11 protein-coding genes and 1 riboswitch are annotated in these 13,552 nt (G+C 61.5%); of the genes, 8 read left to right on the top strand and 3 right to left on the bottom strand.

What is annotated here, in order from left to right; genetic code table 11:
• The first annotated feature begins 268 nt into the window (after positions 1-268).
• From FCL40_RS05400 to thiH, 7 genes are all read left to right on the top strand, one after another.
• Entirely contained in the window at positions 269-2,254 is a 1,986-nt protein-coding gene (locus FCL40_RS05400) for a S9 family peptidase (RefSeq protein WP_136852096.1), read from the top strand.
• A gap of 135 nt (positions 2,255-2,389) precedes the next feature.
• Positions 2,390-2,488, top strand: a riboswitch (TPP riboswitch).
• A gap of 108 nt (positions 2,489-2,596) precedes the next feature.
• Positions 2,597-4,534 carry a phosphomethylpyrimidine synthase ThiC gene (gene thiC, locus FCL40_RS05395; RefSeq protein WP_136852094.1) on the top strand — a complete coding sequence of 646 codons (1,938 nt, stop codon included), beginning with the start codon at positions 2,597-2,599 and terminating at the stop codon, positions 4,532-4,534.
• Positions 4,531-6,072, top strand: a complete 1,542-nt coding sequence (gene thiE, locus FCL40_RS05390) for a thiamine phosphate synthase (RefSeq protein ID WP_136852092.1) — start codon at positions 4,531-4,533, stop codon at positions 6,070-6,072. The genes thiC and thiE overlap by 4 nt, the downstream gene beginning before the upstream one ends.
• Positions 6,062-6,817 (top strand): HesA/MoeB/ThiF family protein, encoded by a 756-nt coding sequence (locus FCL40_RS05385; RefSeq protein WP_136852091.1) that lies wholly within the window; start codon positions 6,062-6,064, stop codon positions 6,815-6,817. Before thiE ends, FCL40_RS05385 begins: the two co-directional genes overlap by 11 nt.
• Positions 6,801-6,998, top strand: coding sequence for a sulfur carrier protein ThiS (thiS, locus tag FCL40_RS05380; protein WP_136852089.1), 198 nt, complete (start codon positions 6,801-6,803; stop codon positions 6,996-6,998). The genes FCL40_RS05385 and thiS overlap by 17 nt, the downstream gene beginning before the upstream one ends.
• A 2-nt stretch (positions 6,999-7,000) precedes the next feature.
• A complete protein-coding gene (locus tag FCL40_RS05375; protein WP_136852087.1) occupies positions 7,001-7,762 on the top strand; it encodes a thiazole synthase in 762 nt (253 codons plus the stop codon).
• A gap of 3 nt (positions 7,763-7,765) precedes the next feature.
• On the top strand, positions 7,766-8,887 hold the full coding sequence (gene thiH / locus FCL40_RS05370; protein ID WP_136852085.1) for a 2-iminoacetate synthase ThiH: 1,122 nt from the start codon (positions 7,766-7,768) through the stop codon (positions 8,885-8,887).
• Between the two features lie 291 nt (positions 8,888-9,178).
• Here the strand turns inward: thiH and FCL40_RS05365 are convergent, their stop codons facing one another.
• Positions 9,179-9,874, bottom strand: a complete 696-nt coding sequence (locus tag FCL40_RS05365; RefSeq protein WP_136852083.1) for a hypothetical protein — start codon at positions 9,872-9,874, stop codon at positions 9,179-9,181.
• A 636-nt stretch (positions 9,875-10,510) separates the two neighbouring features.
• Positions 10,511-11,539 (bottom strand): zinc-binding alcohol dehydrogenase family protein, encoded by a 1,029-nt coding sequence (locus FCL40_RS05360; protein ID WP_136852081.1) that lies wholly within the window; start codon positions 11,537-11,539, stop codon positions 10,511-10,513.
• 111 nt (positions 11,540-11,650) lie between these two features.
• On the opposite strand from FCL40_RS05360, the gene FCL40_RS05355 reads away from it, so the two are divergent.
• Complete coding sequence (locus tag FCL40_RS05355) at positions 11,651-12,538, top strand: LysR family transcriptional regulator (RefSeq protein WP_136852079.1); 888 nt, start codon at positions 11,651-11,653, stop codon at positions 12,536-12,538.
• A gap of 27 nt (positions 12,539-12,565) precedes the next feature.
• Here the strand turns inward: FCL40_RS05355 and FCL40_RS05350 are convergent, their stop codons facing one another.
• A complete protein-coding gene (locus FCL40_RS05350) occupies positions 12,566-13,504 on the bottom strand; it encodes a LysR family transcriptional regulator (RefSeq protein ID WP_205729091.1) in 939 nt (312 codons plus the stop codon).
• Positions 13,505-13,552 lie beyond the last annotated feature (48 nt).

Genomic DNA, 13,552 nt, shown 5'->3' with positions numbered 1-13,552 from the left:
CCTCCGTCAGCGGACATACCCACCTGAGGCCAGGCGGGGTAAATTCCCTGAACGATTGTTGTTTTTTGGATTTTTATTAGAGAGATACAGGTATCTCTGCCTAGGACACTACCAATTCAGTAATGCGATGTAAACAATTGTGGTGGCTTGTGACGAGAATGACGTTCAGTTGTAGCCGTTGATGGCTCCAGATGAAAAAGTTCTTCGTTGAGGGTGGCGTTTGTTGCTGATATATTGTGTTTTTTTCACGGAAGTGAGCATAAGCATAATGAAAATTGGAAGTTTAGCGCTGATAACTGCCCTGGCCGCTCCCGGTGTTGCCCTGTCCCAGGATGTGGAACAGTTTTCAAAGCACGCTGCGTACAACAGCATGAAAATCTCGCCCGACGGCGAGTACTTTGCTGCAACTTATCCATTTAAGGACCACACCCGTCTGGCGGTGCTGTCGGCCAAGGATTTCTCCATCCAGTGCCAGTTCTACTTTCGAGACAAGGAGAGTGTTGCGGGGTACTGGTGGGGGAACGACGATCGTCTGCTGATGACCATCTCCACCCAGACCGGTCAGTTTGCCCAGCCCCGCTGGACCGGTGAACTCTTTGCCGGAAATGCCGATTGCTCCAAGCGCGAGCAACTTTTTGGCTACCGAAAGGGCAGCAGCGGTGAACGCGCGGCGTTTCAAATGGTTGACCTGCTGGGCGACGATCCCAAGCATATCCTGATCGCCTCCAACGAAAAACGCAGCCAGTTCACCGATCTGTATAAGCTGAACATCTACACCGGCAGGAAGCGCCTGCTTGAGCGTTCAGACTTTAAGAACAACAGCGTTGAGGTGGATCACGAGGGCAACTGGCGAGTGACCTCCTCCTATGAAACCGAGCGCGATGGGCTGCTGAAGGCGGAAGCCACCGGTAAGAGCAGCTATTACTATAAGGATCCCAGCAGCGGTGAGTGGGAGGAGTTCTCCTCGGTCAGTCATGTAAGAAGCAGTGCGGCCGGTGCGACCGAGATCGTCGACTTTACCGCCGACAACCGCGGGCTGATCCTGTCTGAGAATATCGACCAGAGCCAGAAGGCGCTCTACCGCTTTGATCTGGATAGCAAGGAGAAGACCTTGCTGGCCAAGCATGAGGTGGTGGACCTGCGTCCGCTCTATCGTGCCTACTTCAAGGAAGATGGCAAGAAGGTCAATGAGATCGTCGGTGCCATCGCCGAAGATGGTGTTCCGGAGGCAATCTTCTTCGATGAAGACTCCGCTTATGCCAAGGAGTACCGTGGACTGGAAGCGGCCTTCCCCGGGCAGGTGATCAGCATTACCTCTCAGACCAGGGACGACAGCAAATGGGTGGTGAAGGTCCGTTCCGATCGCAATCCAGGCCAGTTCTTCCTCTATGACCGCACCGCGCGCAAGGTCTCCTACCTGACCTCCACCCGTCCCTGGATCGATGACAAGAAGATGGCCACGGTCAAGCCGGTCAGTTTCAAGGCGAGAGACGGCCTGCAGCTGCACGGTTACCTGACCATCCCCGCCGGGATGGAGGCGAAGAACCTGCCGTTGATCATCCATCCTCACGGTGGTCCCTACGGTCCCCGAGACCACTGGGGCTTTAACCCTGAAACTCAGATGTACGCCTCCGGCGGTTATGCCACACTGCAGGTGAACTTCCGCGGCTCCGGCGGCTATGGCCGTGAGTTCGAGGACATGGGTTACGGCGAGTGGGGCGGAACCATGCAGGATGACCTGACCGATGCCACCAGGTGGGCCATTGACCAGGGCATCGCCGACAAGGATCGCATCTGCATCTCCGGCGCCAGTTATGGCGGTTACGCTTCCCTGATGGGGGTGGTAAAGGAGCCCGATCTCTACCAGTGCGCCATCGGCTATGTGGGGGTGTACGATCTGGACCTGATGATGAACAAGGGCAACGTGGCCGAGCGCATCGGCTGGGGTGAGCGCTACATGTCCCAGGCCTTCGGTAAGACCAAGGAGGAGCGTGACTCCCGCTCTCCCGCCAAGTTTGCCGATAAGATCAAGGCCGGCGTGTTCCTGGTCCATGGTGGCAAGGATCTGCAGGCGCACTATGAGAACGCCCATGTGATGGCGGATGCCCTGAAGAAGGCGAACAAGCCCTACACCTGGTTGTTTAAGAACACCGAGGGACACGGCTTCTACGATGAGGAGAACAACAAAGAGCTCTACACCATGATGCTCAAGTTCCTCGACGAACACATTGGTTCCAACGCAAAAGCGAACTGATTCGCTTAAGATGCCGACAATTTGGCGCCATTTTCGCTGATGTTCTCCAAGGTCCGGAAAAGTGCTTCCGGACCTTTTTTCATTCAGGACGCAGATTTCCCGGTTGTAACCTGAAATTTTCCTACCTATACTGGCTCGGTCTTGTCGGAGTGCCTTAGGGCTGAGACCGCATTGCGGAATCCGTGGAACCTGAACAGGTTAGAACCTGCGTAGGAAAACAAGCAACAGCCTGACGGGTGCGATCCCCCTTACAAGTGATCCCGGATCCCCCGGCCAGGCTGCCACTTTTTTCAGGAACCCGTCCGACAAGCAATTTCCCTTTATCCCAACCGGAGATTGCTGATGTCGACCAGACGCCACAACAGAGAACAGGCCCAAGCCTACCTGGACACCCTCAAGGGCCACCCCTTCCCCAGTTCCGAGAAGATCTACCTGACCGGCAGCCGCGACGATATCCGCGTCGGCATGCGTCAGGTGCAGCTGACCCCGTCGGTGATCGGCGGCAGCCGCGACCACCCCGTCACCCGCGACAACGACGCGATCCCCGTCTATGACACCGCCGGTCCCTACAGCGATCCAGACTCAGAGCTGGATGTGCGCAAGGGATTGGTGCCGCTGCGCCGCCGGTGGATCCTCGAGCGCGACGACACCGAGGCGTTGCCCCAGGCCAGCTCCGATTACACCCAGCAGCGGCTGGCCGATGCGGGGTTTGATCACCTGAGATTCGAGCATTTGCCCAAGCCCCGCCGAGCCCGCGAGGGCAGGAACGTCTCCCAGATGCACTACGCCCGCAGGGGGATCATCACCCCGGAGATGGAGTATGTAGCGATCCGGGAGAACCTGGGCAGGGAGCGGATCCGCAACGAGATTCTGACCCGGGCCCACCCTGGCCAAAGCTTCGGTGCTAACTTGCCTGAGGCGATCACGCCAGAGTTCGTCCGCAGTGAGGTGGCTGCCGGACGGGCCATCATCCCCGCCAACATCAACCACCCGGAGGCGGAACCGATGATCATTGGCCGTAACTTCCTGGTGAAGGTGAACGCCAACATCGGCAACTCCTCGGTGAGCTCCTCCATCGAGGAGGAGGTGGAGAAGCTGGTGTGGAGCTGTCGCTGGGGCGCCGATACGGTGATGGATCTCTCCACCGGTCGCCACATCCACGAGACCCGGGAGTGGATCATCCGCAACAGCCCGGTGCCCATCGGCACCGTACCCATCTACCAGGCCCTGGAGAAGGTGAACGGCATCGCCGAAGAGCTGACTTGGCCTATCTTCCGCGACACCCTGATTGAACAGGCGGAGCAGGGGGTGGACTATTTCACCATCCACGCCGGGGTGCTGCTGCGCTATGTGCCCATGACCGCCGAGCGGGTCACCGGCATCGTCAGCCGTGGCGGCTCCATCATGGCCAAGTGGTGCCTGGCCCACCACAAGGAGAGCTTCCTCTACACCCATTTCGAGGAGATCTGTGCCATCTGTTCCCGTTACGACGTCGCGCTTTCCCTGGGAGACGGCATGCGTCCCGGTTCCATCGCCGACGCCAACGACCGGGCCCAGTTTGCCGAGCTTCAGACCCTGGGTGAACTGACCCAGGTAGCTTGGAGGCACGAGGTGCAAACCATCATCGAAGGCCCGGGTCACGTACCCATGCACCTGGTGAAGGTGAACATGGAGAAGCAGCTGGAGGCCTGCTTCGAGGCGCCGTTTTACACCCTGGGTCCGCAGATCACCGACATCGCTCCGGGCTACGATCACTTCACCTCCGGTATCGGCGCGGCGATGATTGGCTGGTATGGCTGTGCCATGCTCTGCTATGTCACCCCCAAGGAGCACCTGGGTCTGCCGGACAAGGAGGACGTCAAACAGGGGCTGATCGCTTACAAGATCGCCGCCCATGCCGCCGACATCGCCAAGGGCCACCCCGGCGCCCAGATCCGCGACAACGCCCTCTCCCTGGCGCGTTTCGAGTTCCGCTGGGAGGACCAGTTCAACCTGGCATTGGATCCCGGGACTGCCCGAGCCTATCACGATGCGTCGCTGCCCCAGGAGTCCGCCAAGGTGGCCCACTTCTGCTCCATGTGTGGTCCCAAGTTCTGCTCCATGCAGATCACCCAGGAGGTACGTGAATACGCCGCCGCCCACCCCGAGTCGGTGGCGGGGGCGACCCAGGTGGTGGAGGTGCAGAGAAGCATCGAAGCGGGCATGGCGGCACAATCCAGGGCGTTTCGCGATCAGGGCGGGGAGCTGTATCACGCCGTCGAAGGGGAGAGCGACCGATGAGCAAACCCATCGTCTGGACCATCGCCGGCTCCGATTGCGGCGGCGGCGCCGGTCTGCAAGCGGATCTTCACACCTTGGCCGATCTCGGCTGCCACGGCTGCTCGGTGGTCACCAGTGTCACCGCCCAAAGCTCGGTGGAGGTCACTGCCGTGGAGCGGGTCGGTGATTCGGTATTCCTCGCCCAGCTCGACACCCTGTGGCGGGATCTGCCACCGGTGGCGATCAAGGTGGGCCTGCTGGCGGACGACGTACAGATCCGGCTGCTGGCCGAGTGGTTGTCGGAAAGGCCACTCAAGGTGCCGGTGATCCTGGATCCTGTGTTGATAGCCTCCTGCGGCGATCGCCTGTCAGGCAGCGACGGTGCCGATTCCAGGTTCGATCCCCTGCTGCCCCTGGTCACCCTGGTGACCCCCAACGGCGATGAACTGGCGGCGTTGACCGGCCGGCCGATTCATTGTGCCGCCGATGTGACCCAGGCGTCCCGACAGTTGTTGGCTAGAGGCGCCAGGGCGGTGCTGGCCAAGGGAGGACACTTTGAGCCGTTCTCCGGTCGCTGCGTCGATCTCTACCTGGATGGGTGCGGGCACTTCCTGCTGGACGGCCCGCGCATCGACACCCGCAATACCCACGGCAGTGGTTGCACCCTGTCATCGGCCCTGGCCGCGTTCCTGGCCCTGGGGTATCCGATGGAGGATGCCCTGGTGCTCACCCGGGCTTACCTGCACGCCGGACTGAAGCAGAGCGCGCGGCTGGGCCAGGGACCCGGCCCCCTGGCCCGGACCGGCTGGCCACAGAAGTTTGAGGCTTTCCCCGCTGTGCCTCTGCCTGGCAGCGCCATGGAGCAGGCCTTTGGTTTCGACGGGCCCTATGGCGAGGCTATTGTCCCCTTTGTCCCCTGTGACACCCAGGAGTTGGGGCTCTACCCGGTGGTGGACTCCCTGGAGTGGCTGGAAAGGCTGCTGGCCCAGGGGGTGAGAACCCTGCAACTGAGAATCAAGGATCTCACCCTGGAGCAGGCGGAGCCCCTGGTGGCCAAGGCCGCCGCCATGGGACGTCGCTGTGGTGCCCGGCTGTTCATCAACGATTACTGGCAGCTGGCGGTAAAGCACGGCGCCTATGGGGTTCACCTGGGCCAGGAGGATGTGGTGGCGGCGGACCTTGGCGCCATCGCCGAGGCGGGCCTGCGCCTGGGCCTGTCTACCCATGGCTACTTTGAGATCATGAGGGCGGTGGCGCTGGCGCCCAGCTACATCGCCCTGGGGCACATTTTTCCCACCACCACCAAGCAGATGCCCTCCCAGCCTCAGGGACTTGAGCGCCTGGCCCGTTATCACAAGCTGCTGGCGGGCCGTTGGCCGACGGTGGCCATCGGTGGTATCGACCAGCAGCGTGCTTCGTCGGTGGCGGCCACCGGGGTGGGCGGCATCGCCGTGGTGCGTGCCGTCACCCAGGCAGCGGATCTCACCCGCGCCCTGGAGCAGCTGTGGAGCGCCTTTGAGTCGGGTCAGGGAGCCCGGGAGGCCGCCCATGCTCAGTGATCACCAGTTCCTGCGATACGGCCGGCAGATGCTGCTGCCTGGATGGGGCGAGCCGGGGCAGCGTCAGTTGGCCCAAACGAGCGTGGCGATCATCGGCCTCGGCGGCCTGGGGGTGCCGGTCCTGGCCAACCTGGCGGGGTGCGGTGTCGGTCGCCTGCTGCTGCTGGACGGGGATACCCTGTCGTTGTCCAACCTCCACCGCCAGTGGATCTATCGCCGCTCTGACGTGGGCCAGCCCAAGGCGCGGCTGGCGCGTCGCTGGGCCCTGGGACTGAACCCGGAAATCCGGGTCGAAGCCTTTGCCCAGATGGCCGATGAGGCGCTTCTCCATAGGTTGCTTGCCGAGGTGGATCTGGTGCTCGATTGCACCGACACCCTGGAGAGCCGCCAGCGGATCAACCGGGTCTGTGTGCGCCTGCAGCGGCCGCTGGTCAGCGCGGCCGCCATCGGCTGGCAGGGCCAGTTGCAGCTGATCCTGCCCGGCGGACCCTGCTTCGCCTGCTTCTGTCCGGAGGGGGAGGGTGCCGAGCCGATGCGCTGCAGCGAAGCCGGCGTCGCCCCGCCTGTGGTGTCCGCCATCGGCGCCCTGCAGGCAACCCTGGCACTTAAGTGGCTGCTCGGTGAACAGGTCGGTAGCGACCAACTTCATCGGTTCGATGGCCGCACCTTCAGTTGGCGTCAGTTTACCCTGGCGGCCAACCCCCACTGCCCCCTGTGTGGAGAGCATCATGAAACTGATTATTAACGGTGAGGCGCGCCGGGTCGAGAGCGCCAACCTGGACGAGCTGCTGGCGGAACTGAAACAGCAGGGCGGTGCCCTGGCCCTGGCAGTCAACGGCACCATAGTGCCCAGGGGCCAATGGCCGCAAACCCCCCTTTATGACGGGGATACCATAGATCTGTTCAGCGTCATCGCAGGGGGGTAACCATGCTGACCATCGCCGATAAAACCTTTGACTCGCGCCTGTTTAGCGGCACCGGCAAGTTTGCCTCCGATAGCCTGATGATTCAGGCCCTGGAAGCCAGCGGCTCGCAACTGGTTACCCTGGCTCTAAAGCGGGTGGACCTCTCGGGCGGCCAGGGGGACATCTATGGCCCCATCCGCGATCTGGGGGTTAACCTGTTGCCCAATACCTCGGGCGCCAAGAGCGCCGAGGAGGCGGTCTATGCCGCCCATCTGGCCCGCGAGGCCCTGGGCACCCGCTGGCTCAAGCTGGAGATCCACCCCGATCCCCGTTATCTGCTGCCGGATCCCATCGAAACCCTCAAGGCCGCCGACCAGTTGTGTGCCGAGGGGTTCGTGGTGTTGCCCTACTGCCATGCGGATCCTGTGCTGTGCAAACGGCTGGAGGAGGCGGGCTGCGCCGCAGTGATGCCCCTGGGGGCGCCCATCGGCTCCAATCAGGGACTGAAAACCAGGGAGTTTCTGCAGATCATCGTCGAGCAGGCATCGGTACCGGTGGTGGTGGATGCCGGCATCGGGGCGCCGTCCCACGCCTGTGGGGCGATGGAGCTGGGGGCCGATGCGGTGCTGGTCAATACCGCCATCGCCGTCGCCGGCGATCCGGTGGCCATGGCCGGCGCTTTTCGCCAGGCGGTCGCCTGCGGCCGCAGTGCTTATGAGGCGGGGCTGGGCCAGGTCTCCGCTGAGGCCAATGCGTCAAGCCCGCTGACCGGTTTCCTGGAGTAGTCCATGAGTTTTTTCGAGCTGTGGCAGCGCCAGGATTGGGATCATCTGGCGCTGACCATCAACGCCACCACGGAGGCTGAGGTTGAGCGGGCCCTGGCGGCGCCGAAACTGGATTGGCGTGGGTTTAGGGCGTTGATCTCGCCGGCGGCCTCACCCTACCTGGAGCCGATGGCCAGGCGATCCCAGGCCCTGACCCGACGCCGTTTCGGTAACACCATGGGGCTGTATGTGCCGCTGTATCTCTCCAACCTCTGCGCCAACGAGTGCGACTACTGCGGCTTTGCCATGAGCAACCGCATCAAGCGCCATACCCTCACCGACGCCGAATTAGACAGGGAGCTGGAGGCCATCAAGGAGCTGGGGTTTGACGCCATCCTGCTGGTCACCGGGGAACATGAAACCAAGGTGGGCATGGCCTACTTTCGGCGGGTGCTGCCCATCATCAAGGCGCGTTTCTCCACGGTAATGATGGAGGTGCAGCCCCTGGAAGCCGGCGACTATGCCGAACTGCGCGCCCTGGGCCTGGATGGGGTGATGGTGTACCAGGAGAGCTACCACAGACCCACCTATGGCCAGCATCATCTGCGTGGCAACAAACAGGACTTTCGTTTCCGGCTGGACACCCCGGATCGCCTGGGCCAGGCGGGGGTGGACAAGATCGGCATCGGCGCCCTCTATGGACTGGCAAACTGGCGGGTGGAGGCGGCCATGGTGGCGCTGCACCTGGCGTATCTGCAGCGCCGCTATTGGCGCAGTCGCTATTCGGTCTCCTTTCCAAGGCTGAGGCCCTGCACCGGCGGGGTGGAGCCGGTAAGTCCGGTCGGGGAGCGGGAACTGCTGCAGCTGATCTGCGCCCTGCGCCTGTTTGGCCCCGAGCTGGAGCTGTCCCTGTCGACCCGGGAATCGGCCCTGTTCAGGGACAGCGTCATGACCCTGGGCCCCACCAGCATGAGCGCCGGCTCCAGCACCCGTCCCGGAGGCTACGCCGACCCCAGCGACGACCTGGCGCAGTTCTCCATCGACGACGACCGGTCACCACAATTGGTGGCCGAGGCGATCGCGGCAGCGGGGTTGACCCCGGTATGGAAGGACTGGGACAGGGTGTTTCATGGTCTGCCGGCATGAGAGCGCCGGAGGCGCTCCATGTCGTCACTCTGATTCTACAGATATAAAAAGCCAGTTTATTAGATAGATGGATTTATTAAGTGTTCGTTGAGCGAGAAATAACTGGGTGATTGTCCCTGGGTTTATGCAATGGGTGACAACGGGTCAGTCAAAGACGGCGTACGAATTGAGAGGGCGGCAAATTTGATAGCCGGAAAATTTAAGGGGGCAAAATAGATTTGCCCCCTGAAGATCGGAGTTGGACATCCTTGTCACCCACAGTTGAAGTTGTTGTCTTCAATTAACTAATAATTAGTTCGTATTGGAACCGTGGACCTCCCATACGCTCAGCGTTCCCTTGCCCAGGCTGGCACTGGCGTTGGTTGAGCCGTAGCCGTCCTCGGGATTCTCGACAACCACCTCACCATCCTTGCTTAGCTTGGCGTACGCTTCGATGGTATGGCTGCCGGAGCCGATGTTGTAGGCGAGGAAGTTAAAGGTGTGGGCCGCCCGGGTATCGAGGATCAGGCCAATCTCCTCCTCAGTCACCAGGCACTCGTCGAACGAGACGATCGAGTCACCGTTGGTATCGGTGCAATCCAGGGAACCGCCCAGCTTGGCCCAAAGGGTCTGGGTGCGCTTATCGAATATCACGGTGCCGGGGGCGGCCGGGACGCCGTCCACATAGACCTTCATCTCGATGGTGGCATCGGCCATGGAGGTGGTCTTGTTACCGTTCTTGCTGGCGACGACGGTTTCGGTAAACAGGCTGGTTTCGAACGACAAGCCGATGACCAGGTCCTTGGGGGTGCCGGAGTTCTTGAGCTCGGTGGAGAGCACCTTGGTGAACCCCTCCTCATCGGTGAGGGAGGCCCTCACGGCGGCGGCCCCGATGACGGCGGTGCCGTCTTCGGTAAACGCCGAGGCGGTGTTGTCGGCGTACAGTGCGGGCGCCAAGAGCAGACTGCCAACCAGCAAGGAGAGCGAGGTAAATTTCGAGTTCATCATAATTCATCATCCTTTATATTCTGACGATAGTTGCCATTAATAACCTTCAGAGAAAATTAGGTGGATGGTCAAAAATAAAACGAGCCCACCCGCCAGAAACTCAATCCGGTTTTTATCGGAGAAAACTTTGGTAACTGTGTCCAGTTAATTCAGGTCATCCTGAACCCGAAATGATTTTAGAACAGAAAGTGAATTATAAAAGCGGTTGCGTCAAAAAAATGACGCAACCGCTTTCCTGTGTGGCCATCTGTCTAGTGATAGTCGCCTTTTTTTCAGTGCGTTGTATAATTTTTTTAAGATTGAAATAATTTCGGCGTCTGATACGAAGCCGGGAGTAAATAACACCCAATTGCGATATTGTTGCCTGTAGTTTATTTGGTTTCTATTAACTCTACTTAGAGGGGAACCACAACTTAGGAGAGGCGGTTGGAACCGGACGAAGCCCAGGGAAGGAGGAGTGAGTGTTAAACAGGGACGTTGTCTGAAGTTGCGGCCAATTCATATTCACCTGATGCTAGGTTTTGATGAACTCAGTGCCCCGGAATGTGGGTACGGCCAGCCATGGTTTGACGCCGCTTTCTGACCTATCACACCCTGGCTCCCGCCGGCAGTGGCCGGGAGCCAGAAGATGGCTACTCAGTTCTCAAAGCCCTCGAGCACGATCTTGCCCCTGGCCTGGCCGGATTCCAGCAGGGCGTGGGCTCGCCTGAGGTTCTTGGCGGTGATCGGGCCAAAGTGGGCATCGGCGGTGGTGATGACCGCCCCGGACTCCACCAGATCGGCCACCCGGTTCAGCAGTTGCTGCTGCTTTGCCTTGTCCGGGGTATTAAACAGCGAACGGGTAAACATGAACTCCCAGTGCACCGAGATGCTCTTCTGCTTAAACGGCATGATGTCCAGGCTGGGGGCATCATCGATCAGCGCCAGCTGGCCCTGGGGGGCGATGAGCTTGGCGATCTCCGGCCAGTGGTGTTCACTGTGGGTCAGGCTGGCCACGTCGGTAATGCCCTCAATGCCCGCCTGTTGCAATGCTTCCGACAGGGGCAGGCTGTGGTCGATCACCTGGTCGGCGCCGAGGCGTTTGACCCACTCCACGGTTTGCGGGCGGGAGGCGGTGGCGACCACCTGGATATCGGTCAGGTGGTTGGCCAACTGCAGCAGGATCGAGCCAACGCCACCGGCGGCACCAATCACCAGCAATTTTCGCTGACTGAGATCGGCGTCGGGGTCCAACTTCAGCCTCTCGAACAGCAGCTCCCAGGCGGTGATGGTGGTCAGGGGCAGGGCGGCGGCCTGGGCGAAGCTCAGATTCTCCGGCTTGCGGCCGACCAACTTCTGGTTCACCAGCTGGTATTCGGCATTGCTGCCGGGACGGGTGAGGTCGCCGGCGTACCACACCGGGTCGCCCACCTGAAAGTCGGTGACCCCATCGCCGATGGCCACCACCTCGCCCGCGGCGTCCCAGCCGAGGATCTTGTAGCCGTCATTCACCCCTTCGACGCCGCCGGCGCGCTGGCGCACCTTGGTGTCCACCGGGTTGACGGAGATCGCCCTGACTCTGACCAGCAGGTCTTCCCCTGTCGCACTGGGAATGGGCAACTCTACCGCCTCCAGGCCGGTGTCGCTGTCCAGTGGGTGGGGATGACGGTATCCAAACGCTTTCATGGGCACTCCTTAGGTTCCAACTGGTGTGTCTTAAGATAGTGCAACGATAATTTGTAGTTCATAATTGAAAAACATCGATATGATTGCATCTCTTTCAAAACATATTTGAATATGAAGTCACTCCAGGATCTCACCCTGTTCATCCATACCGCCCGGCTGGGGTCGCTGTCCGCCTGTGCCCGGCGGATGGACCTGACTCCGGCCGCGGTCAGCGCGGCCATCAAACGGCTGGAGGCCGAATTGGGTTACGCCCTTTTTGTTCGTACTACCAGGAGCATTCGCCTGACCGCCGAGGGGGAGCGATTCCTCGGCGCTGTTACCGAAGGGGTCGGCCTCATCGAACAGGCGGCTCGGCCGGGGCGCAGCCGGGGTGAGGGGCTGAGCGGCACACTGCAGCTGTCGATCCCCTCGGCGCTGGGGCGGGAGCGACTGCTGGGCGCCCTGGATCGATTCATGGAGGACAATCCTCAGTTGGAGCTCAGCCTCTCCCTGACCGACAGGATAAGTGATGGATTCAATCAGCCGGTCGACCTGGCCCTGCGTTACGGCGATGCCGCTGCCAGTGGCCTGATCTCGTTGCCGGTGGTGCCGGACAACCGCCGTATTCTGGTGGCCTCCCCCCACTATCTGGAGCGCCAGGGCCGTCCCCGGAGTCCCCAAGCCTTGCTGGAGCACCAGTGCCTGTGTTTCGTGCTGGGCGATCGGCAGTATGACCTGTGGCGTTTCTGGGTGGAGGGGCGACTGCATCAGGTGAGGGTGTCCGGCCGACGCCGCTGTGATGACGGCGCCCTGGTGCAGCAGTGGGCCAGGGAGGGCCGGGGCATCGCCTACAAGTCGGCGCTGGACGTCAAAGGGGATCTGGATCGCGGCACCCTGGTGGCGGTCGCCCCCGACTGGCTGGGGGAGCCGGCACCCCTGTCGCTACTGGTGACCGACCGGCATCGGCTGACCCCGGCGGTGCGTGCGCTGCACCGACTGTTCCGTGCCGAGTTAACCTGAGGGCACGCCGCCGGCCGCTGGTGGCGGTCAGTCGCGCAGCGGCGACGACGGGTTTCGGCCCAGGGTGGGATCGCAGCCCATGGGACTGCATTCGCGAATCATCTCGGCGAAGCGCTTGCCCGCCGGGCCCAGGTTGTCCTGGTCCGGTACGATAAGGTTGATTGGGATCAGGTGTTTGTACACCGTAGATTGCAGTTCAACCAGCTCTCCGGTGTCCAGGTGGGGCTGCACCTCATGTTGCGGAATCCAGCAGAACCCCACGCCGCGGCGCAGGATGTCGATGGCATCGCGGAACTGGCTGACCGTCCAGCGCTCCTTGGCTTTGAGCCAGCCGATATCCTTGTCGGGGTCCGCCGCCAGGGGACCGGTGTCGCGGATCACTATCTGCAGCTCCTGCTCCAGCCGTCCCGGTTCCACCTGCTCCTCGCGGGTCAAGGGGTGATCTCGGTGACAGCAGAGCACCATGCGGATCAGCGCCAGCGGAATGCCAAGGTGACCGGCGGGGACATGGCCGGAGATCGCCAGGTCCACCTTGCGGTTGGTGATGGCGTCGGTGGACCCGCTGATGATGTTATCGATCACCGTCACCCGGGTGCCGCGGCTCTCAGGGTAGAAGCGGGACAGGGCGTCAAACAGGTAGCTGGAGGGGTAGATCGCTTCCCGGGAGATCAGCAGTTCGTGCTCCCACCCCTGCTCCATGTTGGCGGCCAGCTGCTCAAGCTGCTCGATCTGCTGGGTCAGCTGGCGGGAGCGGCGCAGCAGCACCTTGCCCTCCTCGGTCAGTTCCGCCTTGCGTCCCCTCACCTCCAGCAACTGAACGCCCAGCTGGCTCTGCAGCTTGGCGACGGCATGGTTCAGTGAGCTCTGGCTCTTATTGAGCGCCTCCGCCGCATGGGCATAGCCGCCGTGATCGACCACGGCCTGCAGGATGCGCCACTGTTCCAGGGTCGAGTGGGGTCGGTACATCATTCGATTCCTTAGAATGGTTTGGCCAACATTATGCAGTTTTATTTC

The sequence above is a fragment of the Ferrimonas sediminicola genome (assembly GCF_005116715.1).
In the GTDB taxonomy this organism is placed as follows: Bacteria; Pseudomonadota; Gammaproteobacteria; order Enterobacterales; family Shewanellaceae; genus Ferrimonas; species Ferrimonas sediminicola.
This window is presented reverse-complemented; position numbering and strand designations above follow the sequence as displayed.